Raw genomic sequence first — 23,943 nt, 5'->3', positions numbered from 1 at the left:
CGGAGCACCGCACCTCCCCCCGCCGGGACGGCATGTCAGCCCCGTTTCCGCGCGACTGCGAAGATCCTCCGGAACGGAAAGACGGTGCCGTGGGCGGTGGCAGGATAGGCGTCCCTGAGCAGCGCCGAATATTCGGCTTCGAATTCCGCGGCCTCGGCCGGGGCGAGCGCCGACAGCACAGGCCGCAGTCCTGCACCCCTGACCCATTCCAGGACCGGATCCGGTCCGTGGAGAACCTGCTGGTAGGTGGTCTCCCAGGCGTCAGCGTCGCAGCCGGCGTCGAGCATGATGTTCAGGTACCCGGCGGGTTCAGCCACTGCGTCGTCGTGGCGCAGGATGCCGCCGAGCGTATCCTTCCAACGGCCGGACTCGGCGAGTTGCCTCATCAGCACATGCGAGGGCGAACGGAAATTTCCGGGAACCTGAAGGGCGAACCAGGCGCCGGGCCTGAGTGCCTCGAGCCAGCCGGCCAGCAAGGCGGCGTGGCCGGGGACCCATTGGAGGGCCGCGTTGGACACCACCACGTCCGTTTGTTCCGAGGGCATCCATTCGGTGATGTCCTGCAGCGCGAAGGAAAGGTTGCCGGACCGCGCCTGGTCCGCTGCCTGCCGCAGCATCTCGGCGGAGGAGTCTATTCCCACGACGTCGGCCTCGGGCCAGCGCTCTGCGAGGGTGGCCGTCAGGTTGCCGGGGCCACAGCCGAGGTCCACCACGTGCCGGGGCTTCTCAGCAAGGACCCGGGCTGTGAGGTCGAAATACGGCCTGTCGCGATGGTTCCCGAACTCCACATACTTCGCAGGATCCCACTTCAAAGACGCCCTCCAATGACTCGTGCTGTTGCCGTCAGGCCGAGCCTAGCCCGGCCCGGCCCCGCGACCAAGGAAGAACCACCCATTGGCGGCGGGCACTAAGCTTGAAAGCAATGAAACTCGTTGAGCAGCTCCCTGTCCCGGCCGAACGCACCTCCAGCGGGACGGACCATGATCCGGACGAGCTCTACACCCGCTTCGTCGAATGGACGGAAAGCCGCGGACTGTCCCTCTACGCCGCCCAGGATGAAGCCATCATGGAGCTGGCATCCGGGGACAACGTCATTCTGGCCACTCCGACGGGTTCGGGCAAGTCCCTGGTGGCGATCGCCGCGCACTTCCAGGCCATGGCGAGGGGCGACCGCAGCTACTACACGGCTCCCATCAAGGCCCTTGTCTCGGAGAAGTTCTTCGCCCTGTGCGAGATCTTCGGGGCCGAAAACGTCGGCATGATCACGGGTGACTCCGGGGTCAACCAGGACGCCCCCATTATCTGCTGCACCGCTGAAATCCTTGCCAACATCGCCCTGCGCGAGGGCGCCGGAGCGGACCTGGGCGCAGTGATCATGGACGAGTTCCACTTCTACTCCGACCCCCAGCGGGGCTGGGCCTGGCAGGTACCGCTGCTGGAGCTCCCGCAGGCGCAGTTCCTGCTGATGTCCGCCACGCTGGGTGACGTCAGCCGCTTTGAGACCGGCCTCACCGAGTTGACGGGGCGTCAGACGACGACCGTCAGTTCTGCTGAACGCCCGATTCCATTGCACTACTACTACGAGCAGACGCCGGTCCACGAGACCTTGGAGGAGCTGCTCTCCACAAAACAGGTCCCGGTTTATGTGGTCCATTTCAGCCAGCTTGAGGCGATCGACCGCGCGCAGAACCTGATGAGTATCAATGTCTGCACCCGCGAGGAGAAGGACAAGATCGCGGAACTCATTGCCGGTTTCCGGTTCGCGGCCGGCTTCGGAAAGACCCTGAACCGGCTGGTGCGGCACGGCATCGGCGTGCACCACGCCGGCATGCTGCCCAAGTACCGGCGGCTGGTGGAACAGTTGGCGCAGGCCGGCCTGCTCAAGGTCATCTGCGGGACGGACACACTCGGCGTGGGCATCAACGTGCCCATCCGCACCGTCCTGCTCACCGCCCTGAGCAAGTACGACGGCGTCCGCACCCGGCTGCTGAACTCGCGCGAGTTTCACCAGATCGCGGGGCGCGCGGGCAGGGCCGGCTACGACACCGCCGGCACTGTGGTGGTGCAGGCTCCCGAGCACGTGATCGAAAACGTCAAGGCGATGGCCAAGGCCACTGCCAAATTCGGCGATGACCAGAAGAAGCTCCGCCAGGTGGTCAGGCGGAAGCCGCCGGAGGGCTTCGTGTCCTGGGGCGAGCCCACCTATAACCGTCTGGTGGACTCCGTCCCGGACCCGCTGACGTCAAGCTTCACCGTCACGCACGCCATGCTGATGAACCTGATGGAACGGCCCGGTGACCCGTTCAAGGCCGCCCGGCGGCTGCTCACGGAAAACCACGAACCCCGCAGTTCCCAGCTGCAGCTGATGAAGAAGGCCCTGGGCATCTACCGGGAACTTCTGGCCGCCGGAGTGGTGGAGCGGATTCCGCCCGAGGAACAGGGCCCCGATGGCAGGACCGTCAGGCTCACGGTCCACCTGCAGGCCAACTTCGCGCTGAACCAGCCGCTCTCGCCGTTTGCACTGGCCGCGCTCGAGCTCCTGGACCCGGAGTCGCCGTCGTACGCCCTGGACGTGGTGTCCGTGATCGAATCCACGCTGGAAAAGCCCCGGCAGATCCTGTCTGCCCAGCAGAAGAAGGCCCGCGGCGAAGCCATCGCCGCCATGAAGGCCGACGGCATTGAATACGACCAGCGCATGGCCATGCTGGAGGACGTCACCTACCCCCAGCCGCTCGCGGAAATCCTGGGCGAGGCCTTCGACGTCTACCGAAAGGCCGCACCCTGGATCGGCGACTTCGAGCTTGCCCCCAAGTCCGTGGTCCGGGACATGTACGAGCGGGCCATGAACTTCGGCGAATTCGTCCAGTTTTACGGGCTGGCGCGTTCCGAGGGCATTGTGCTGCGGTACCTCGCCGACGGTTTCAAGGCGTTACGCCAGACGGTTCCGCAGGACTCCCTGCGGGAGGACCTCGAGGACCTGATTGCCTGGCTGGGCGAGCTGGTCCGGCAGGTCGATTCGAGCCTCCTGGACGAATGGGAGGAGCTGACCTCCGGCGCCGCACCGACGCCGCACGACGCTCCCCCGCCCCCGCCGCCGTCGCTGACGTCCAACATCCGGGCCTTCCGCGTGATGGTCCGCAACGAGATGTTCCGGCGCGTGGAGCTTTTCGCCGACGAGGCGGCCACGGAGCTCGGCGAACTCGACGCCGCTGCCGGCTGGGACGCCGACCGCTGGGAGGACGTCCTGGACGACTACTTTGACGAACACAACGACATAGGCACGGGACCGGACGCCCGGGGGCCGGGCCTGCTGATCATCACCGAAGAGCCGGGGAAGTGGAAGGTCCGGCAGATCTTTGACGATCCCGCCGGCAACCACGACTGGGGGATCTCGGCGGAGGTGGACCTGGAGGCCTCCGACGAAACCGGAACCGCAGTGGTCCGGGTAACGGACGTGAACCGGCTGTAGTCGCTAGTAAACTCGAATGATGAGTGCAATCCGGCCCGCCACCGTTGAAGATGTCCCCGTCATCCTGCAGATGATCCACGAACTGGCTGTCTACGAGAAGGAACCCGACGCCGTCCGGAACACACCGGAAATGCTCGCCGGGGTCCTGTTCGGCGAGAACCCGAGGGTCTTTGCCGCCATGGCCGAGAACGAAGCCGGCGAGGTCCGGGGCTTCGCGCTCTGGTTCCTGAACTATTCCACCTGGGAAGGTGTCCACGGGATCTACCTCGAGGACCTGTATGTGACTCCGGAGGCGCGCGGCGAGGGCCACGGCAAGGCGCTGCTGCAGCACCTGGCGGCCACCGCCGTCGACCGCGGTTATGCACGGGTTGAGTGGAGCGTCCTGGACTGGAACGAACCGTCCATAAACTTCTACAAGAAACTGGGCGCATTCCCCATGGAGGAATGGTCAACATTCCGGCTGACCGGGGAAGCCCTCGAGTCGTTCGGGACCGCCCGTGAGGCGCACGTCCTTGGCTGATCTTCCGATGACCGGACTGGCTGCCGTGGGGATGTTGGAGGCTGCCGCTGCCGCCGATGTGCCGGCTGTCCCCCACACGGTCAGAGCACGGCACGAGTACCGCGGAATGCGGACGGCCGAGCACTTTTTCGAGGTGCCGCTTGACCACTTCAATGGGGGTGCCGGGGAGACGATCACCGTTTTTGCGCGGGAGTACGTCTCCGCTGACCACAGCGAGGAAGACGCCGCCAGGCTTCCCTGGCTGCTCTACCTGCAGGGCGGCCCCGGCGGGAGGGGCAACCGGTTTCCCTCCCTCGGTGGCTGGAGCAAAGCCGCCGCCAGGGACTTCCGGATCCTCATGCTGGACCAACGCGGCACCGGTCTGTCCGCCGCGATCGACCGCAACACCCTCCCGCTCCGCGGAAACGACGCCGACCAGTTGGATTACCTGACCCACTTCCGGGCGGATTCGATTGTGGCTGACGCCGAGGCGATCCGGCATGCCCTCGGGTCCGGCCCGTGGACCATCTACGGGCAAAGCTACGGCGGCTTCTGCGCGCTGAGCTACCTCTCCTTCGCTCCGGAGGGACTTCGCGAGGCGCTCATCACCGGTGGGCTTGGGCCGCTTCACGGACCTGCCGACAGGGTGTACCAGGCCACCTACCGCCGCGTGGCCGCCCGCAACGCCGAATACTTCAAGTCGTACCCCGAGGACCGTGCTACGGTCAGCCGGATTGCCCGGCACCTCCGCGAAACTGAGGAGCACCTGCCCGACGGCCAACGGCTCACCGTAGAGCGTTTCCAGATGGTGGGGTCCTACCTGGGCGGAAACACCAGGGTGGACACCCTGCACCACCTGCTGGAGGACGCCTTCGTGGCCACGCCCGACGGCGACCGCCTCTCCGACTCCTTCCTGGAGCAGGTCCGCGGCATTGTCACCCGCGCAGGGAACCCGCTGTACGCCCTCATGCACGAGTCCATCTACGGTCAGGGGGAAGCCACGGACTGGGCCGCGCTGCGGGTGCTCCAGGACTTCCCCGAGTTCCGCCCCGACGCCGCCGAGCCGCTGCTGACCGGCGAAATGGTCTATCCCTGGTACTTCGAGCAGGACGCGGCGCTCCGTCCGCTGCGGAATGTTGCCCGGCTGCTGGCCGAGAAGTCCGACTGGAAGCCGCTTTACGACCCGGAACGGCTTGCCTCAAACACCGTTCCCGTTGCCGCCGCGGTGTACAGCGAGGACATCTACGTCGACCGGGACCTCTCCCTGGAAACGGCGTCCGCCGTTCGCGGACTCCAGGTCTGGGAGACCGCGGACTTCCACCATGACGGCATTGCGGACGACGGCGAAGGCATCTTCGGGCGCCTGCTGGGAATGGTGCGCTCAGTCCGCAAGTGAGCGGCCGGCGGCGGTTCCGGACACCCGTCCCGCGGGGTCTCCTGCCCGTCCGGGCAGGAGGGCCATGACGGCGGCGGCAAGCACGACGCCGGCAACCACGCCTCCGGCCAGGTTGAGTCCGGGGTAACCCGCCCAGCTGAGGATGACGCCGGAGGACGCGCCGCCTACGGCGCCCGCTGCTCCCATGAGCATGTCCGAAACGCCCTGGACCATCACGCGTTCCTCCTGGCGGACGCTTTCCGCCAGGAGCGTGGACCCGGCGACCGTGGCGGCGGACCATCCGAGTCCCAGCAGTACCAGTCCCACGGCCACGGCGGTGGTTGACCGCTGGCCGGCACCGGCCACGGCCACGGCTGCGACCAGCAGGGCGAACCCGATGACCACCGTCTGCTTTCGTCCCGCCTTGTCCGTCAGCCACCCCATCACGGGCGACAACGCGAACATCCCGGCGATGTGCAGCGAGATCGTGAAGCCAATGATCACCAGGACGTCGCCCGAGGCCATGTGCCCGGCGTGGGCGGCCGCGCCGGGCCCGGCGACCAGCTCCTGCAGGTGGAGGGGCGTCACGGACATCACCCCCACCATGACGGCATGGGCTCCCACGACGGCGGCCAGCGCCAGGATGGCGGACGGCGAGCTGCGGGCAGCGCGCAATCCCCGGGCAAGGGCGCCGCGCCGTGGCGTGACGGCTGGTGGCTGGCTGGCTTGTTGCTGGTCGGCGGGTTGGTGGGCTGCCGGTTGCTGGCCGGCGGCCGCGAGCTGCCGGGCGAACAGCAGCGGGTCAGGCCGGAGCCCGGCGAGCAGGAGGACACCGGCCAGCACAAGCCCGGCGGCGGAAATGATGAAGGGGCCGGCAATGGGCGGGAGCCCGACTGCCTGGCCCACAACCGCGCCGGGCTGGATGAGGTTGGGTCCCGCCACCGCGCCGATGGTGATGGCCCAGACGACGGCGGACAGGGAGCGCCCGCGATGCTCGTCATCGGCGAGGTCCACGGCCGCGAAACGCGCCTGCAGGTTTGAGGCCGTGCCGACTCCCACTCCGGCAGTGCCCAGGAGCAGCAACAGGAAGCTCCCGGAGACTACGGAAACCACGATGCCCGCGACACCGGCGAGGGCGGCCGCGAGACCTGTCACCAGCCCGGCCAGGCGCCCGCGGCGGTCCGCCAGCGAAGCCAGCGGCAGCGCGGACAAGGCGGCGGCGAGGGTCATCACGGTGGAAACGGAGCCTGCCCAGGCGCTGGAACCGGAGAGGTCCACCGCGAGCAGCGAGCCGATCGAAACAGTGGCTCCCGTGCCGATTCCGCTGAGAAGCTGCGCCGACCCCAGGAGGATGACGGTGCGCCGCTGGACGGTATGGCGTGGCAGGGTCCGCCCCTGATCGTGGCGCACGCCGGGCTCCGTCCCGGAAGTGTTTGCCATCCCTAGAGCATAGCCCCGCCCGTGCCCGGACAAACAGGGCCGTCAGACGCAGGCAACCCCGGCCAACGATGTGACCGGGGTTGCCTGGCAGGTAGCTGAAACGGTGCGGTGACTACTCGGCGTCGCTCATGCTCTTACGGGCGTCCTCTTCGAGACGGGCGTCCAACTTCGACTGTGCAGCCTTGGAGCTCACCAGGCTGGCAATCACGGCGACGACGATGGTGCCCACGATGACAGCCAGCGACACGAACGTCGGGATCTCCGGAGCCCACTCGATGTGATGGCCGCCGTTGATGAACGGAAGTTCGTTGACGTGCATTGCGTGGAGGACCAGCTTGACGCCAATGAATGCCAGGATGAAGGACAGTGCGTGCTTCAGGTAGATCAGGCGGTTCATCAGGCCGCCCAGCAGGAAGTACAGCTGGCGCAGGCCCATGAGGGCGAAGAGGTTTGCGGTGAAGACAATGAACGGGCTCTGGGTCAGGCCGAAGATCGCCGGAATGGAGTCGACAGCGAACAGCAGGTCGGTCAGGCCGATCGTGACAAAAACGATCAGCATCGGGGTGAAGACCTTCTTGCCGTTAACCGTGGTGCGCAGCTTGCCGCCGTCGAACTTCTCCGACATCGGAATCACCTTGCGGAGCCTCGCGATCAGCGGGTTTTCCTTGTCCTCTTCGTCCTCGCCCTCGTCCTGGGCCTGCTTCCAGGCGGTCCAGAGCAGGAAGGCGCCGAAGATGTAGAAGACCCAGCTGAACTGCTCGATCACGATGGCGCCGAGCAGGATGAAGATGCCGCGCAGGATCAGCGCGATGATGATGCCCACCATCAGCACTTCCTGCTGGTACTTACGGGGCACCGAGAAGCGCGCCATGATGATGATGAAGACAAAGAGGTTGTCGATGCTGAGGCTGTATTCCGTCACCCAGCCGGCAACGAATTGCCCGCCGAACTCCGGGCCGGTGAAGGCGAACATCGCGCCGGCAAAGACCAGGGCGAGCGATACGTAGAACGCCACCCAGAGGCCGGCTTCCTTCATGGAAGGTTCGTGGGGGCGCCGGACAACCAGCAACAGGTCAATGAGGAGGATGAGGCCGAGGACGACGAGTGAGCCGACCTCGAACCAGACGGGTAGTTCGAGCACAGGGATGCCTTTCGCAGGGTACAGAGATGCGGTGTAAGTCTCTCCGGCTTGCCTGCGCACTTGGTGCTGAAACGGCAGCCCGCTACGCCCGGCAGGGCATCTATGCCGTGCGTGTTGACGATCGTAGCGCTTGGGATACTCCCCTACGTGACAACAACTTTACCCTAGGCGTGGCCGGCGGCCTGCATCTGCCGCAGTTCCTTCTTCAATTCCCCTACTTCATCGCGCAACCGGGCGGCCAGTTCGAACTGCAGTTCGCCGGCCGCGGCGTGCATCTGTTCCGTCAGCTGCTCGATCAGGCCCACAAGGTCCTCCGCCGGTGCGGCCGCCAGGCCGTCCTGGCGCACCTTTGACGCGCCCTTGCCCTTGCCCCGGGTTTTCCCTGCAGCGGCCAGCAGTTCGCGGGTGTCCGCATCCTCCTTGGCCAGCTGGTCCGTGATGTCCGCGATCTTTTTCCGCAGCGGTTGCGGGTCGATGCCGTTTTCCGTGTTGTAGGCAACCTGGATGGCACGGCGGCGGTTGGTCTCGTCGATCGCGTGCGCCATGGAATCGGTGATGCGGTCGGCGTACATGTGCACCTGTCCCGACACGTTACGGGCGGCGCGGCCGATGGTCTGGATCAGGGAGGTTGAGGACCGCAGGAAGCCTTCCTTGTCCGCGTCGAGGATGCTGACCAGCGAAACTTCGGGGAGGTCGAGGCCTTCCCGGAGCAGGTTGATGCCGACCAGGACGTCGAAGACACCCATCCGGAGTTCCCGCAGCAGCTCCACCCGGCGAAGTGTGTCCACGTCGGAGTGCAGGTACTCCACCTTCACGCCGTGGCCCAGCAGGTAGTCGGTCAGGTCTTCCGCCATCCGCTTGGTGAGGGTGGTAACCAGGACACGTTCGTTCTTCGCCGTGCGGGTTTTGATCTCCCCCAGCAGGTCATCGATCTGGCCCTTCGTGGGCTTGACCACCACCTCAGGGTCGATCAGGCCGGTGGGACGGATGATCTGCTGCACGAAGCCGTCGGACTTGCCGAGTTCGTACTTGCCGGGAGTGGCGGAGAGGTACACGGTCTGGCCCACGCGCTCCTGGAACTCGTCCCACTTAAGCGGCCGGTTGTCCATCGCCGAGGGCAGCCGGAAGCCGAAGTCCACCAGGTTCCGCTTGCGGGACATGTCGCCCTCGTACATGGCGCCGATCTGAGGCACTGTCACGTGGGACTCGTCGATGACCAGCAGGAAGTCATCCGGGAAGTAGTCGATGAGGCAGTGCGGCGCCGTGCCGCGGGCGCGGCCGTCAATGTGCGACGAGTAGTTCTCGATGCCGTTGCAGAAGCCCATCTGCTGCATCATTTCGAGGTCGTAGGTGGTGCGCATCCGGAGCCGCTGGGCTTCCACGAGCTTGTTCTGGCTTTCGAGCACCTGCAGCCGTTCGGCGAGTTCGTCCTCGATCCGCTTGATGGCCCGGGCCATGCGTTCCGGTCCGGCCACGTAGTGCGATGCAGGGAAGACGTACATCTCGTCTTCGTCCCGGATCACCTCGCCGGTCAAGGGGTGGAGCGTGTGGATGTTCTCGATCTCGTCGCCGAAGAACTCGATCCGGATGGCGAGTTCCTCGTACATCGGGATGATTTCCACGGTGTCGCCGCGGACCCGGAAAGTGCCGCGGTGGAAGTCCATGTCGTTGCGGGTGTACTGCATGGAGACGAATTTCCGGAGAAGGTCGTCGCGGTTCATCTCCGCGCCCTTGCGGAGCGTCACCATCCCGGCGATGTACTCTTCCGGAGTGCCCAGGCCGTAGATGCAGGACACGGTGGCCACCACGATCACGTCACGTCGGGTCAGCAGGGAATTAGTGGCGGAGTGGCGGAGGCGTTCGACCTCCTCGTTGACGGAGGAGTCTTTCTCGATGAAGGTGTCCGTCTGCGCTACATAGGCTTCCGGCTGGTAGTAGTCGTAGTAAGACACGAAGTACTCGACGGCGTTGTTCGGGAGCAGTTCGCGGAATTCGTTGGCCAGCTGCGCGGCGAGGGTCTTGTTCTGCACCATCACCAGGGTGGGACGCTGGACCTGCTCAATGAGCCATGCCGTCGTCGCGCTTTTACCGGTACCGGTGGCGCCAAGCAGCACTACGTCCTTTTCGCCGTTCTTGATACGCTCGGTCAGCTCCGCGATAGCGGCCGGCTGGTCGCCCGCCGGCTTGAACTCACTGATGACCTCGAACGGAGCCACGACACGGTTGATTTCCTGGGCAAGACTCATGAATATAATCTACCGCCGGGCTCTGACAACGTGCCCCAATTCAGCTTTGGGCAGTACCGCTGACGGCGCCGGCAGCCGCACCGGTGGCTGACGCTGTTGCGTACGACGGCGGTTGCCACCCCGTGCGCTGCACCCACGCGTCCATCCGGCCGGCGGCATGCTCCGCGAACCATGCTTCCTTGTCCGCCGCGTAGCCCGCCGTCGACTTGTCCACGCTGTGGAGGGCGGCGACCCTCCGCTTCTCCGCCAGGTAGTCGCTTCTGGCCGCAGCATCGCCACGGAGCCAGTCCCGGAAACACAGGGCAAACCGCCAGCCGGGCGAGCCCGCAGCCCGGACATGCAGGTTGACGGGCCGGCCGGGGTCGGCGTTCCCGTGCAGGCGCTTGGCCCAGTCGGCCGGATCAGGGTGCGACGGTTGCGGGCTGTCGGCAAACACTCCCGGCCACAGCGGAAAGCCCGCCGCGGCGAGGAGCGGCGCGATCCGGTCCGCGGTCTCAAGGTCCGCAACGGTCAACTGGAGGTCAATAATGTCTTTGGCGTCAAGCCCCGGCACGGCGGTGGAGCCGATGTGATCCACCGCCACGATGTCCGCGGGAGCCGCAGCCTGCAGCCGGGCGGCGAGGCGGGCGGCTTGGGCTTCCCACGTCGGATCGGCCGGCGCAAGCACCGGCCCGCCCGTCCGCGGCGCCGCCCGCCGCTTGCTGATGTTGTCCGCAAAAGGGGCCAGCCGACTGGTCCACAGGACGTCAACGGCGGCTTTTAGTTCATCAATGCTTCCGGAGTTGTCCAGCACTACGTCCGCGGCGGCCAGTCGGTCGTCCCTGGCGGCCTGCGCCGCCATCCGTGACCTGGCCTGCTCTTCGGTCATGTTCCGCAGTGCCACCATGCGCCGCACCCGCACCTCATCGGGTGCATCCACTACCAGCACGAGATGGAAATTGCTGCCCTGGCCCGTTTCCACGAGCAAGGGAATGTCCTGTACGACGACGGCGCCGCCGGGGGCGGCGTCAATCATCGCGGCGGCCCGCTCCCGGACGAGGGGATGAACGATGCCGTTGAGCACCGCGAGCCTGTCCGGGTCGCCAAACACCAGCGCGCCAAGCCGGGCCCGGTCCAGCCCGCCGTCCGCAGCCAGCATGTCCGCCCCGAATGCTTCCACCACGCGGCCCAGTCCGGGGGTGCCCGGCTCCACCACCTCACGAGCGAGGGCATCGGCGTCAACCAGGACGGCCCCCAGTTCGCGCAAACGCGAGGCTACAACTGACTTCCCCGAGGCGATGCCGCCTGTCAACCCGATCTTCAGCACCCCACCAGACTAGTCCCCACCCACCACCACCCCTGACCGCGTGGGCGCATCCCCGGACTAGACTTGGGCGGTGCAAGAGGATGAAAGCAGGGCCACTGCCTACACCACCCTGGCGGCCGGGCCGGATTTCCGCCATGAACTCGAGATCAAACGGTCGCGGTTCATCACCGTGATCCGGCGTAGCGGCGACGAAGAAGGCGCAAGGAACCTGGTGGCCGGACTGCGCAAGGAATTCCACGACGCCCGGCACCACTGCTCCGCCTTCGTCCTGGGACCGGACCGTGACATCCAGCGCTCCAACGACGACGGCGAGCCGTCTGGAACCGCCGGCATCCCCATGCTCGAGGCCCTCCTCCGGCGGGAGACATTGCCCGGGGTGACTGACCTGAGCGACGTCACCGCCGTCGTCGTCCGCTATTTTGGCGGGATCCTGCTGGGTGCGGGTGGTCTGGTGCGCGCCTATTCCGAATCGGTCTCCTCCGCGCTGGACCTGGCACCGCTGGTCCGGCGCCGCCGGCTTCGGATCTGCTCCGTGGAGGTTCCGCATTCCGCCGCCGGAAGGCTGGAAAACGACCTCCGCGCCGCCGGCTATGTGATGGCGGAGACCAGCTACGAGGCGAGGACCACTGTTCTCAGGGTGGCCCTGGCCGACCAGCCTGACGAACTGGACCGGGCCGCCGCACGGCTTGCGTCCCTGACAGCCGGCAGCGCCGTCCTGCGGCCGGAAGAAGCGGAATGGATCGATGTCCCCTTCTGAACAGTCTTCGCATTCTGAACACGCACCGCCCCTCGCGGGCAGTGTGGAGCTGCTCGACGTCAACGAGGAAGTTTTGGCAGCGCTGCTGGACCTCGCACTCACGGAAGCAGCTGCCGACGAGGTCACTCCCCCGTTGGGTGCCACCTCCGGCTGGAACGCTGAGCGGATCGGCTGGTTCCGTGACTACCACCGCGCTGCGGCGGCCGGCCTCGACGGCCCGGACGGCCAGAAATCCTGGGCTGTCAGTTTTGGCGGCCGGGTGGCCGGCTCGATCCGGCTCAAGCGCACCGGAACCACCACGCCCGGGATGGCGTCGCTGGAAACCGGGATGTGGCTGGGCCGAAGCTTCCGTGGCCTGGGCATCGGCCGGGAGGCGGTGAGGCTCGTCTGCGCCGTGGCCGTGGGCGCAGGCGCCTCAGTGCTGCAGGCCGAGACCACAGCCGGGAACACGGCCGCACAGGCGCTCCTACGCTCCGCCGGGGCGCAGCTGTCCGGGGATGGGTTGAGCCCAGCGGTGACGGCGCGGATCACCCTTCGCTGAGGCCGCAAGCCCTCGTCACGAGGCCGGCCCGGTGGTTGGATGGATGGACAGCGTCCAACTGAGCAGAGGAGGCACCAGGTGGAAGATCCCTTCGACCTTGAACGGTTCGTGCAGGCCCAGGATGCCAACGGGACCTACCAGAGGGCCCTCGAAGAGCTAAAAGACGGGGAGAAGCAGAGCCACTGGATGTGGTTCATCTTCCCGCAGATCGCCGGCCTCGGGCAGAGCCCCACCTCCCGGAAATACGCCATCACGTCGCTGGCCGAGGCCAAGGCCTACGGGGGTCACCCGTTACTTGGTCCGCGGCTCCTTGACTGCTCCCGGGCCGTTGCCGCCCATACGGGACTCAGCGCCGTCGGGATCTTCGGCGGGATCGACGCCCGGAAGCTGCAGTCCTCCATGACGCTGTTCCTGCGCGCCGCTCCTGACGAGCCAGTGTTCCAGGAGGTCCTCGACCGGTACTTCGGTGGAAGCGCGGACCCTGCGACCGATCGGCTGCTGGGCTAGGCAGAGCCTGCCGGCAGACAAAAAGGTGGCCGCCCCCTTTCGGGGACGGCCACCTTCAGCTTGCTAACTGCCTGGTGCCACCGGACTTAAGTCCGGGGCAAACCGGGAAATTAGTTGCCGGTCAGCTTCTCGCGCAGTGCTGCAAGAGCCTCGTCCGAAGCAAGCGTGCCTGCACCGGTCTCGGCTGCAGCAGGCTCGGAGGAGTAGCTGGTGGTGCCGGAATCGCTGTCACCGGACGTTGCAGCTGCAGCGTCGTCGGCAGCGTGCTGGGCAACCTGCTTCTTGTGTGCTTCCCAGCGGGTCTGGGCGTCAGCGTACTGCTGCTCCCAGGCTGCGCGCTGGTTCTCGTAGCCTTCAAGCCACTCGTTGGACTCCGGGTCGAAGCCCTCCGGGTACTTGTAGTTGCCCTCTTCGTCGTACTCAGCGGCCATGCCGTAGAGAGCCGGATCGAATTCGGTGCTGTCGGCGTCAACGCCCTCGTTAGCCTGCTTGAGGGAGAGGGAGATGCGGCGGCGCTCGAGGTCGATGTCGATGACCTTGACGAACAGCTCGTCGCCAACGGAGACAACCTGCTCAGCCAGCTCCACGTGGCGGACTGCCAGCTCGGAGATGTGCACGAGGCCTTCGATGCCGTCTTCGACGCGAACGAACGCACCGAACGGAACGAGCTTGGTGACCTTACCCGGAACAACCTGGCCGAGGGCGTGGGTGCGGGCGAAGGTCTGCCACGGATCTTCCTGCGTAGCCTTGAGCGACAGGGAAACACGCTCGCGGTCCAGGTCGACCTCGAGAACCTCGACGGTGACTTCCTGGCCAACTTCGACGACCTCGGACGGGTGGTCGATGTGCTTCCAGGACAGCTCGGAAACGTGAACCAGGCCGTCTACGCCGCCCAGGTCCACGAAGGCACCGAAGTTGACGATGGAGGAAACGACGCCGGGACGAACCTGGCCCTTTTCCAGCTTGTTGAGGAACGTGGAGCGGACCTCGGACTGGGTCTGCTCGAGCCATGCACGGCGGGACAGCACAACGTTGTTGCGGTTCTTGTCCAGCTCGATGATCTTGGCTTCGATCTGCTGACCGATGTACGGAGCAAGGTCGCGCACACGGCGCATCTCGACGAGGGATGCGGGCAGGAAGCCGCGCAGACCGATGTCGAGGATAAGACCACCCTTGACAACCTCGATGACGGTACCGGTGACGACACCGTCTTCTTCCTTGACCTTCTCGATGTCGCCCCAGGCGCGCTCGTACTGAGCACGCTTCTTGGAGAGGATCAGGCGGCCTTCTTTGTCTTCCTTGGTGAGCACCAGGGCTTCGACCTGATCGCCAACGGAGACGACGTCTCCGGGATCAACGTCGTGCTTGATGGACAGCTCGCGGGAGGGGATGACACCTTCGGTCTTGTAACCGATGTCGAGCAGAACTTCGTCGCGGTCGACCTTGACGACGGTACCTTCGACGAGATCTCCGTCGTTGAAGTACTTGATGGTGGCGTCGACTGCTGCGAGGAAGTCCTCAGCGGTACCGATGTCGTTAATCGCGACTACGGGGGTACCGGGCTTCTCGGTGGAGGTGATGGTCATGTAGTAGGGGCTCCGTTGTGGATAGTTAGTCGGTCAGGCGGACCGCCGCCCACCCGTATTGACGAGTGCGCGGATGTTGGCAGAACGCATGGTTCTGCCAGGTTCATCCTGATTTGTGGATTCTAGATACGCGCACGTAGTACACGCCCGTTTATTCTAGTCGCACCGTCCAACGCCGGTCAAAGCGACAGGGGCGGGAACGGCGGCCCGAAACCCCTTTAGAAATGCGTCAGGCAGTGGGGCGCGCGTTCGACGGCGAACATGAGCCTTGCCCGGAGTGCGGCACCGGACGTGTGTTCCCGAATCCGCCCCGCCGCCTTCAACGTCACCGGACACACGGCGCCGAGGTAGATGGAGGCGAGATCGGCCACGTCCATCGACAGGTCGGGGCGCGCCCCTGCCTGTGCTCCCGAGACACTGGCCTCGCCGCCGCTGACGTCAAGGATGAACGTTCCGCCGGCGAATCCCAGGGCATCTTCGAGCTCCAGGACCAGCCGTCCGCCTGCGGAGTATCGGCGGGCACCGAGCGCCTGAACGCTGTCCAGGATCCGGAGCCAGAGCATATCCCGGTGGTCGGAGGCTTCGACGCAGCGCGGGTCCGCAAGCGCCCACACCAGAGGATCGTCCACCGGTGCGTCCGCCCAGCTGACACGCTGGATGAGGTCGATGCTGCCCAGGAACTGCCAGAGCTCCAGGTAGGCATCATCCGTTGCTGCCACCAGGTCCACGATTTCCACCGTGTAGGGCTTGGTGTCCCAGCCGGCGAATTTATACGAGACGTAGCCATCCACTGCTCCGGCAGCGTCGTAATGCAACGCGCACTTGATGGCTTCATCTTCGTTGCCGTCGCGGCCCACGGTTCCGGAGATGTTCTGCCGGTAGGCATCCTGCCGGACGATGGAACCAGGAGTGTGGCGGTGCACGCGCTCGAACACTTCAGGGGCCAGTTCGAGGAGCACCTTCCGGTCGGCGATCTCCACCGTGCCGGAGGGCTGGTGGCGGAGATCGAACCGTGGTCCGGTATCCACCTTGATGCTGCGCTCAAACGTTGCGACGCCGTAGCCGAACCTCCCATAGATGGAGCCCTCGGAGGCGGTCAGCGCGGCAATCGCCAGGCCGTCCGCCTTCGCCGCGGTAAGGTCTTCGGTCATCATTCGGCGCAAAAGGCCCTGACGCCGGTGGGTTCCGCGCACGGTCACTGCCGTCACCATGTGCGTGAGAAGCTGGCGGCCGTACCCGACATTCAGTTCCCGGCGGAGCGTGCCGAATGTTGCCACGGGGACACTGGCACCCAATGAATGCTGTGCCACTGCACCCGTCTGGTAGACGCCGGTCAGCTCGCGTCCATCCGTGCGGTACATGGCCATGATCTTGTCCACGTATTCGTCGTTCCGGCGGGTGTCGTGGAATCCGAAGCCCACGGCCTGGATCCAATCGGTTCCCTGCTCATAGCCGGGCACACCCTTCTCCGCTGCCCTGAATCGACGGATCTCGTACTTTTCTGCCACGTGCTGCTCCCCCTTGAACCGAATGAACCACCGCGCGGGACGCCGTGTCGGCGGCGCCCTGCGCGTCCTAAAACTGCTAGTGCCCGGCGTCGTACCAGCTCGGACCGACGCCGATCTGGACGTCCAGCGGCACGCTGAGGTCCGCTGCGGAGCCCATCTGCTCGGTGACCAGCTTCTCCACTGCAACACGCTCGCCGGGGGCAACTTCAAGCACCAGTTCGTCGTGGACCTGGAGGAGCATGCGCGATTTCAGGCCCTGGGCCTTCAGTTCCGCGTGCACGCCCAGCATGGCCCGTTTGATGATGTCTGCCGCCGAGCCCTGGATCGGTGAGTTCAGCGCGATGCGTTCCGCATTTTCGCGCAGCTGCCGGTCCGTGCTGGTGAGGTCCGGCAGGTACCGCCGGCGGCCCTCGATGGTCGCGGTGTACCCGTCGATCCGGGCCTGATCCACCACGCCGCGCAGGTAGTCGCGGACGGCTCCGAAGCGGTCGAAGTACTCCTTCATCAGGGTTCGGGCCTCGTCAACGGAAATCTCCAGCTGTTTGGAGAGCCCGAACGACGTCAGGCCGTAGGCAAGGCCGTAGGACATCGCCTTGACCTTGGAACGCATGGCGCTGGTGACCTGGTCGGTGGGCACGTGGAAGATGTTCGATCCCACGAACCGGTGCAGGTCCTCGCCGTCCCGGTATGCCTGGATCAGGCCTTCATCCCCCGAGAGGTGCGCCATGATCCGCATTTCGATCTGCGAATAGTCCGCGGACAGGAGGCATTCATAGCCGTCGCTGACCACGAAAATGCCGCGGACCCGGCGGCCCTCCTCGCTGCGGATGGGGATGTTCTGCAGGTTGGGGTTGTTGGACGAGATCCGTCCGGTGGCGGCGACATTCTGCGCGTACGTGGTGTGGATCCGGCCGTCCTCGGTCACGGACTTCTTGAGCGACTCCAGCATCTGGCGCAGCTTCGAGGACTCGCGGTGGGCCATCAGCTGCACCAGGAATTCGTGCCCGGTCTTTTCCAGCAGATTCTTCAGCGAGGCGGCGTCGGTGGTGTAACCGGACTTGATCTTCTTCGTCTTCGGCAGCTGCAGTTCCTCGAAGAGGACGGTCTGCAACTGTTTGGGCGATCCCAGGTTGACCTCGTGGCCAATGGCGGCGAACGCAAGCTCCTGGGCGTTGTCGATCACCTTGGCCAGGTCAGCCAGCTGCTCATCCATCCGCTGCATGTCGATCGCAATGCCGGCGAGCTCCATGTCAGCCAGCACCCTGCTGACCGGCAGCTCAAGGGTGGAGAGCAGTTCCTCCGCCTTGCGCTCCTTCAGCTCCGCTTCAAAGTAGCGGCTGAGCGTCTGGACGACGGCGGCGGCGTGGACAAGTTCGCCGGCCGCTGCCGAGTCGTCGCCGTCGAACGCCAGCTCCAGCTGTCCGGCCTTCGCAACGGCGGGAGAGATTTCGATGTTGAGGTGGTGCTGCGCCAGCTCCGCGAGCTCGTAGGTGCGGCGGTCGGGCTGGATGAGGTAGCCGGAAATCGAGGTGTCGTCCACGACGCCTTCAAGTTCCAGGCCGCGGGCGGTCAGCGCTTTCAGGGCGGCTTTGAAACCGTGCATCACCTTGGGCGCTTCGGGGTCGCGCAGCCACGCGGCCAGTACGTTTTCGGCCTCGGCATCCTGGCTCGAAAGGTCGATGTAGGCGGCGGCTCCGTCCCGGACGATTGCCAGCGCGGCGGCGTCCTCCCCGATCCGTCCCGGAACGAGGTCGACGGCGAGGGCGGACCGGTGCCCGGCGCCTGCCGCCAGGAACGCGGTCAGCTCGGCTGCTCCGGCCGGCGTGGCGTACTCCGGAATGTCCAGGCTTTCCCGTTCGGCGAGGTCCACGTCGTCGCTCCCGTAGAGGGCAAAGAGGCGGGTGCGGATGGTCTTGAACTCCAGTTCGTCGAACAACTGCTCCAGGGCTGCCTGGTCCGGCCGCGGCTCGGCAAGGTCGTCCAGGGTCACGGGAAGCTCCAGGTCGGTGTGGAGCCTGTTCAGCCGGCGGTTGCGCTTGACGGACTCCACGTTCTCGCGCAGGGCGTCGCCAACTTTGCCGCCGATCGAGTCGAGGTGTTCCAGCACGCCTTCCAGCCCGCCGTAAAGGTTGATCCACTTGGCGGCCGTCTTGGGGCCGACGCCGGGCACCCCCGGGAGGTTGTCCGCCGACTCCCCTACCAGGGCGGCGAGGTCGGAGTATTCGGCCGGTGTGACGAAGTACTTGTCCTGGATGGCAGGGGCATCCAGCCGGGGAATGTCGCTCACGCCCTTCCTGGGGTACAGCACGAACACGTTGTCCGTAATCAGCTGGAAGGCATCGCGGTCGCCCGTGACCAGCAGCACTTCGTAGCCGGCCTTTTCGCCCATGGCGGCGAGGGTTGCCAGGATATCGTCCGCTTCGTAGCCGGGCATCTTGATGGTCTTGATGCCCCACGCACCCATGACCTTGTCGATGAGGTCGATCTGGCCGCTCATCTCCCGGGGCGTCTCATTGCGGCCGCCCTTGTACTCGCTGTACTCGGCCTTCCGGTGGGTGGTCTCGTCCGAGACGTCGAAGGCCACGGCGACGTGGGTGGGCTGTTGCTCCTTGATCAGGTTGATGAGCATGGACGTGAAACCGTGGATCGCGTTGGTGTGCTGCCCCGAAGCGGTGGAGAACTTGTCCGCAGGCAGGGCGAAGAACGCCCTGAACGCCATGGAGTGGCCGTCCAGCACGAGGAGGCGGGGCTGGTCGGTGATGGGAATCACGGGGGCCACGGTGGCGGAAACCGGCTCCGCGGTACGTGTGGTTTTCCGGGCGGGCTTGGCCACAGCCACGGAAGTGGACTCGGTTGCGGGTAGGACGTCTGCTGCAGTGCCTGCAGAAAGAGGGGCAGGGGCCGGTTTGGTAGTTTCACTCACAGGTGCCAGCCTAGTTCCCATGATGGACAATTTCACGCCCGGGCAGTTCGCCGCCGAACTGGCAGCCGCTGGCGTTCCCGAAGAAATGCATGAGTGGCTCGGCGAATACGGCGTTGGCGCACTGGTGGTGAAGATGGGGATCCATTTCCTCGAAATGAGCCCCGAACGCACCGTGGCCACCATGCCGGTTGAAGGCAACACGCAGGTGGCCGGGATCCTGCACGGCGGCGCCCATGTGGTGCTGGCAGAGACGCTTGGCTCGTTCGCTGCCGGGATGCATGCCGGTCCGGGACGGCAGGCTATGGGGATCGAGGTGGGAGCGACCCATCACCGGGCCATTGCCGCTGGCACGGTGACAGGAACCTGCACGGCCATCCACCTGGGCCGCACGCTCACCACCCACGAGGTCGTGATGACCGACGAGACGGGCCGCCGGCTGTCCACGGCCCGCATCACCAACCTGATCCGGGATATCGCCCCCTGACCGGCCGAGCACGTTCAGCCGAGCCGGTACCGCAGCTCCACGATTCCCCTGCCCATGGTCTTAGACGCCACCAGCTCCAACGGCCGGGTGGGGCCGGTCTTGATGGGCAGCACAGGCTTACCGGCGCCGAGCACCACCGGGATGATGGACACGATGATTTCGTCCAGCAGGCCGGCGTCGGCGAACTGGGCCGCGAGCTCTCCCCCGCCTACCAGCCAGATGTTCTTGCCGGCCGCCTCCGCCGTGAAGTCGTCCATGAACTCGCGGACGTCGCCGCGGATAAACGTGATGTCCGCTCCCCGCGGGGCCGAATGTTCGTGGTGGGTGAAAACCCAGCTGGGGGTGTCAGGGTAGGGCCAGTTGCCGGGCTCGTGCTCCATGAGCCAGGCGTATGTTTCGCCGCCCATTACGATGCAGCCGACGTCGGCCATGAACGTTTCGTAGCTTTCCCGGCCGCCTTCGAACCCGTCGAACTGGAGGAGCCATGCCAGGTCGTCGTCGGACGTGGCAATGAATCCGTCGAGTGACGACGCCACAAAATATTGGAGACTGGACATGGCCCCAGCCTAGTCATTTGGACTCGGGGTTCCCATACTCCACGCGCATGCCGGGATCATCACGGAGCACCACCACTTTGCCGCTGCGGAGCGTCCAGCCCTCGTTGAGCAGGAATATGCGCCCGCCGCTGACCACCAATAGCCGCAGGCCGCTGTACTGGTACACGGGATGTTCCGCTGTTCCGCTGGACTGTTCGCGGACGTTGGGCGCACTGATACCCAGCCGGTCCTTGCTGTACACAACAGCGGTGGGCAGGAGCGCGGACCGTTCCTCATAGCTCACCGCCAGTCCCCGTCCCAGCGCCTGGGCGAAGTCCGAGGTGCCCCAGAACAGCAGCAGGCTCACCAGGCAGAAGACCAGCGTCTTCTCGGACCCCCGCGACAGCGCGGCAAGGCTGCGTCCCGATGCTTCAGCGGTCCGCCGCCAAAGACTCAGGCCCCAGGCCGCGAGCAGCACACCGCCAGCCATAATGTACGGCACGAACAGCACGGTGCGTTCAGGTTGGACAATCACCACCAGCCACATGGCAGCTGCACAGGCCAGCCCGGTAAACAGAATTACCGCCGCGAGCCGCCGGATCCCCGCTACCCTGCCGGCGGCGAGTTGTCCGGCCAGGAGCCGGTCCAGGGACAGCCATGCGACAGCGACAAGCAGCAGCCAGACCAGCGGGATGAACAACGACGGGATGCTGCGGAGCACGAAATCCTGCACCGTGTACCCGAAGAGGCTGACGTCCAGCCCCATCGCCTTCGCTTGGGCATCCGTCCGTGCCCAGCCGAAGTAGACCAGCAAGGCCGTGGCAATGGTTAACGGCGGGCCGATGACCGCCAGCATGTCGACGGCGCGCTTCCAGCGGGGGTCCGCCTCCGGCTCGCCGCTCATGACTGCGGTTCCGTCAGCCGTCTTGTGGCCCCTGTCTGCGGCGGCGCGGACGGCGGCGGGGTCGTGGCGGGGCCTGACGTGGCCGGTTCAGACGGCGTGGGGCCGGGACCGGGCGGCGTCTCGTCGGAATACACCAGCACTGCTGCCCCGGAAACCGGCGGAGTGGCCTCAACTGTGACTCTGACAGAGGAGGCACCTGCGGCTGGAGGAGCCGAAAATACGAACGGACCGAACTGGGGGCCGAACTGCTGGCCGCCGTCGTCGATCGGGGTGCCGTCCACCAGGATTCTGTCCACGTTCACGAAGAACCCTTCCAGCCGCACCTGGGTGCCGCCGGCAGAGGAAACGGTGGGGGTGGGCTGGCCGGCAAATGGCCCGTCAAGGACAGTCAACCCTGTCAGCCGCCGGGGGCAGTCATCACCGGCGCCTGCTGAATCTATTTGAAGCTGGGCTCCCGGATGGGCGGTCCGAAGGTCCACGGCCTGGCGCAGGGATTCCGTGACCTTGATTTCCCAGCACCTTTCGGGCGGCAGGCCTGTGACACCAGACAACGCGGACCGGGCCCGGTCCCAGTCTCCGGGCAGATCCGTGGCCAGCGCCTGGCAGGTGGCCTCCGCGGCCGTCCACACGGCAGGAAACGCCGTGTTGAGGGTCGATTCGCGCAGGCCGGCGCAGTTGCGGTCCCGCACGAGTTCGTACAACGTCCCCTCCGGCGGGTCAGAGGGCGCAGCCGGGCCGATGGGCACCCAGCGAATGACGACGGCGCCGGGCGCGGGCGGAGGCCCGTCGCCGGGCCCCGGGAGCGGGGCAACCGTTGGCGGGGCGTTAGTGGAGTCCGTCGATGTGGTGCCGGACCCGGCAGCGGATGCCGCCGTCGTCGTGGTTGTCCCAGGGCCCGGAGCCGGGGACGGCGGGATGGCACATCCGCTGGTGAGGAAGAGCGGGCCCAGAGCCGCCATGGTTCCCAGCAGCCCGACCAGGAGCCGGCCGGGTCGCCGGCCTGTTCGTCGGGCTGTTAGCCCGGCTCCTGCCCCGGTTTGACTGTGCATGACAGACCCACCTGCTTGCGGTTCCCGGCAGGGGAACCGGCCTGGATAGAACCCTTCGGGATGACTCCCGGCATCGGCCGGCACCGGGGCCGGACCAAACACGCTGAAACAGTGTTAACTATTCCCCCGATGGGTGATATCCGCCAGAGCAGCACCTTGCGTTCCAGCCTTGCCGCCGGGGCCGGCGCTGATGCTACTTGCTGAAGTACGGAATGATCAGGTAGAGCCCGAAAAGGACCGCGAGGCCGCACAGTCCGAAGCAGGCGTACGCCAGCGACTTCATCCACCGCGGCGTGGCCTGCTCGGAATCACCCGCGATCGCGGTGAACCGGACTCCGACGGAGTAAAGGACCACAACCGTCACCGCCGCCAGGAGCGTGGCGCCCGCCACCTGGACCAGTTCCAACCATTTCATTTGTTTCCACCGTTCAGCTTGTGGGCGCGGCTGGCCGCCAGTGCCTTCTTCTTGCGGAAGCGGACGGCCTGCCCTGCTTCCTCGACCTCCACGGCATTGTGGTGGCCCACATGGGACTTTCGGGACTGCACGAACATGAACAGCACGGCGCCAGTTCCGGCCACAGCGGCAATGACCACTCCCACGACGCCGGTCTTCACCAGCAGGGCGGTCAGGGCGCCGACGATCCCGGCGGCAGGAAGCGTAAAGAGCCAGCCGACGGCGATCCGTCCGGCGGTGCCCCAGCGCACGGAGGTTCCTTTGCGGCCCAGCCCCGAGCCGATCACGGAGCCGGACGCCACCTGGGTGGTGGACAGCGCGAAGCCCAGGTGCGAGGAAGCGAGGATCGCCGAGGCCGTGCTGGCTTCGGCTGCGAATCCCTGGGCGGGCTTGACGTCGGTAAGGCCGGAGCCCATGGTGCGGATGATCCGCCAGCCTCCGGCGTACGTGCCGATGGCAATGGCGAAGGCGCAGGCTGCGATGACCCAGAACTGCGGACCGGAGCCCGGCTGCTGCGTTCCGGCGGCAATCAGCACGAGGGTGATGATGCCCATGGTCTTCTGCGCATCGTTGGTTCCGTGCGCCAGTGCCACGAGGCTGGACGTGAAGATCTGGCCGGTGCGGAAACCGCCACGCTTCTGGGTGAGCTTGCTGCCGGTCTCCGGGTCGTGCCGGGACGTCAGTGCGTAGGCGAGCCGGGTGCAGACGTAGGCCACGCCGCCGGCAATGACCGGAGCGAAGATCGCTGGGAGGATGACCTTCTGCATGAGGGATTCAAAGTTCACCGAATGGATGCCGATGCCGGCGATCGCTGCGCCGATGAGGCCGCCAAAGAGGGCGTGTGACGAACTTGACGGCAGTCCCTTAAGCCACGTGATCATGTTCCAGAGGATGGCGCCCATCAAGCCGGCAAAGATTATGTCCGGGGTGATCTGGATGCCGTCGGACCCTTCCTTGATGATTCCGCCGGAAACAGTCTTGGCCACTTCGGTGGAAAGGAAGGCTCCGACCAGGTTCAGGACCGCTGCGAGGGCAACCGCCGTCTTGGGTTTGATGGCACCGGTGGCAATAGGCGTAGCCATTGCGTTCGCGGTGTCATGAAAACCGTTGGTGAAGTCGAAAAAAAGTGCCAGCGCTATTACCAGCGCCACCATGACGGTGATTTCCACCTGTTGCCCAATCTGCAGAGTCGACGGTCAGCAGTTCCACTTCCCCGGT

Annotated in this window: 20 protein-coding genes; 7 read left to right on the top strand and 13 right to left on the bottom strand. The window is 65.8% G+C overall.

Features of this window, described 5'->3' with window-relative positions:
• Window positions 1-35 precede the first annotated feature (35 nt).
• On the bottom strand, window positions 36-812 hold the full coding sequence (locus tag AC07YR_RS00820; RefSeq protein ID WP_436057632.1) for a trans-aconitate 2-methyltransferase: 777 nt from the start codon (window positions 810-812) through the stop codon (window positions 36-38).
• A 110-nt stretch (window positions 813-922) separates the two neighbouring features.
• On the opposite strand from AC07YR_RS00820, the gene AC07YR_RS00815 reads away from it, so the two are divergent.
• The 3 genes from AC07YR_RS00815 to AC07YR_RS00805 are packed head-to-tail and all read left to right on the top strand — an operon-like array spanning window position 923 to window position 5,364.
• Window positions 923-3,469, top strand: a complete 2,547-nt coding sequence (locus AC07YR_RS00815; protein ID WP_494732800.1) for a DEAD/DEAH box helicase — start codon at window positions 923-925, stop codon at window positions 3,467-3,469.
• Window positions 3,470-3,488: 19 nt separating this feature from the next.
• Entirely contained in the window at window positions 3,489-3,989 is a 501-nt protein-coding gene (locus AC07YR_RS00810; protein WP_494733019.1) for a GNAT family N-acetyltransferase, read from the top strand.
• 31 nt (window positions 3,990-4,020) lie between these two features.
• Complete coding sequence (locus AC07YR_RS00805) at window positions 4,021-5,364, top strand: alpha/beta fold hydrolase (protein ID WP_494733018.1); 1,344 nt, start codon at window positions 4,021-4,023, stop codon at window positions 5,362-5,364.
• Here the strand turns inward: AC07YR_RS00805 and AC07YR_RS00800 are convergent.
• The 4 genes from AC07YR_RS00800 to coaE all read right to left on the bottom strand — a co-directional run bounded on the left by AC07YR_RS00800 (window position 5,350) and on the right by coaE (window position 11,476).
• On the bottom strand, window positions 5,350-6,783 hold the full coding sequence (locus tag AC07YR_RS00800; protein ID WP_494732799.1) for an MFS transporter: 1,434 nt from the start codon (window positions 6,781-6,783) through the stop codon (window positions 5,350-5,352). The genes AC07YR_RS00805 and AC07YR_RS00800 overlap by 15 nt on opposite strands.
• Window positions 6,784-6,895: 112 nt before the next feature.
• Entirely contained in the window at window positions 6,896-7,924 is a 1,029-nt protein-coding gene (locus tag AC07YR_RS00795) for a TerC family protein (RefSeq protein ID WP_055805948.1), read from the bottom strand.
• Between the two features lie 164 nt (window positions 7,925-8,088).
• Window positions 8,089-10,170 carry an excinuclease ABC subunit UvrB gene (uvrB, locus tag AC07YR_RS00790; RefSeq protein ID WP_436057629.1) on the bottom strand — a complete coding sequence of 694 codons (2,082 nt, stop codon included), beginning with the start codon at window positions 10,168-10,170 and terminating at the stop codon, window positions 8,089-8,091.
• A 40-nt stretch (window positions 10,171-10,210) separates the two neighbouring features.
• A complete protein-coding gene (coaE, locus tag AC07YR_RS00785) occupies window positions 10,211-11,476 on the bottom strand; it encodes a dephospho-CoA kinase (protein WP_436057628.1) in 1,266 nt (421 codons plus the stop codon).
• A 70-nt stretch (window positions 11,477-11,546) separates the two neighbouring features.
• On the opposite strand from coaE, the gene AC07YR_RS00780 reads away from it, so the two are divergent.
• The 3 genes from AC07YR_RS00780 to AC07YR_RS00770 all read left to right on the top strand — a co-directional run bounded on the left by AC07YR_RS00780 (window position 11,547) and on the right by AC07YR_RS00770 (window position 13,281).
• Window positions 11,547-12,233 carry an IMPACT family protein gene (locus AC07YR_RS00780; RefSeq protein ID WP_436057627.1) on the top strand — a complete coding sequence of 229 codons (687 nt, stop codon included), beginning with the start codon at window positions 11,547-11,549 and terminating at the stop codon, window positions 12,231-12,233.
• Window positions 12,220-12,774, top strand: coding sequence for a GNAT family N-acetyltransferase (locus AC07YR_RS00775; protein WP_436057626.1), 555 nt, complete (start codon window positions 12,220-12,222; stop codon window positions 12,772-12,774). The genes AC07YR_RS00780 and AC07YR_RS00775 overlap by 14 nt, the downstream gene beginning before the upstream one ends.
• Before the next feature lie 78 nt (window positions 12,775-12,852).
• Entirely contained in the window at window positions 12,853-13,281 is a 429-nt protein-coding gene (locus AC07YR_RS00770; RefSeq protein ID WP_494732798.1) for a DUF1810 domain-containing protein, read from the top strand.
• A gap of 110 nt (window positions 13,282-13,391) precedes the next feature.
• On the opposite strand, the gene rpsA is transcribed toward AC07YR_RS00770, so the two are convergent.
• From rpsA to polA, 3 genes are all read right to left on the bottom strand, one after another.
• Window positions 13,392-14,867 (bottom strand): 30S ribosomal protein S1, encoded by a 1,476-nt coding sequence (gene rpsA / locus AC07YR_RS00765; RefSeq protein ID WP_011691911.1) that lies wholly within the window; start codon window positions 14,865-14,867, stop codon window positions 13,392-13,394.
• Between the two features lie 218 nt (window positions 14,868-15,085).
• Window positions 15,086-16,375, bottom strand: a complete 1,290-nt coding sequence (locus AC07YR_RS00760) for a GNAT family N-acetyltransferase (RefSeq protein WP_055805963.1) — start codon at window positions 16,373-16,375, stop codon at window positions 15,086-15,088.
• Between the two features lie 76 nt (window positions 16,376-16,451).
• Window positions 16,452-19,094: a DNA polymerase I gene (gene polA, locus AC07YR_RS00755; protein ID WP_494733017.1), complete on the bottom strand. Its 2,643-nt coding sequence runs from the start codon at window positions 19,092-19,094 to the stop codon at window positions 16,452-16,454.
• Between the two features lie 223 nt (window positions 19,095-19,317).
• Here polA and AC07YR_RS00750 point away from each other — a divergent pair, with 223 nt between their 5' ends.
• The gene (locus AC07YR_RS00750; RefSeq protein WP_436057623.1) at window positions 19,318-19,782 is read left to right on the top strand and encodes a hotdog fold thioesterase; all 465 of its coding nucleotides are present in this window, start codon (window positions 19,318-19,320) and stop codon (window positions 19,780-19,782) included.
• Window positions 19,783-19,796: 14 nt separating this feature from the next.
• Here the strand turns inward: AC07YR_RS00750 and AC07YR_RS00745 are convergent, their stop codons facing one another.
• The 5 genes from AC07YR_RS00745 to AC07YR_RS00725 form a co-directional block, all read right to left on the bottom strand.
• Window positions 19,797-20,339: a dihydrofolate reductase family protein gene (locus tag AC07YR_RS00745; protein WP_494732797.1), complete on the bottom strand. Its 543-nt coding sequence runs from the start codon at window positions 20,337-20,339 to the stop codon at window positions 19,797-19,799.
• A 13-nt stretch (window positions 20,340-20,352) separates the two neighbouring features.
• Entirely contained in the window at window positions 20,353-21,222 is an 870-nt protein-coding gene (locus tag AC07YR_RS00740; RefSeq protein WP_494732796.1) for a hypothetical protein, read from the bottom strand.
• Window positions 21,219-22,271, bottom strand: coding sequence for a hypothetical protein (locus AC07YR_RS00735; RefSeq protein WP_494732795.1), 1,053 nt, complete (start codon window positions 22,269-22,271; stop codon window positions 21,219-21,221). The genes AC07YR_RS00740 and AC07YR_RS00735 overlap by 4 nt, the downstream gene beginning before the upstream one ends.
• A gap of 193 nt (window positions 22,272-22,464) precedes the next feature.
• Complete coding sequence (locus AC07YR_RS00730; RefSeq protein WP_055805976.1) at window positions 22,465-22,686, bottom strand: hypothetical protein; 222 nt, start codon at window positions 22,684-22,686, stop codon at window positions 22,465-22,467.
• On the bottom strand, window positions 22,683-23,894 hold the full coding sequence (locus tag AC07YR_RS00725; protein WP_055805978.1) for an inorganic phosphate transporter: 1,212 nt from the start codon (window positions 23,892-23,894) through the stop codon (window positions 22,683-22,685). Before AC07YR_RS00725 ends, AC07YR_RS00730 begins: the two co-directional genes overlap by 4 nt.
• Window positions 23,895-23,943 lie beyond the last annotated feature (49 nt).

It is taken from the genome of Arthrobacter sp. GW460-12-1-14-TSB2 (assembly GCF_059423525.1).
The sequence above is the reverse complement of the archived record's forward strand: the minus strand, read 5'-3'. Positions and strand labels throughout refer to the sequence as shown.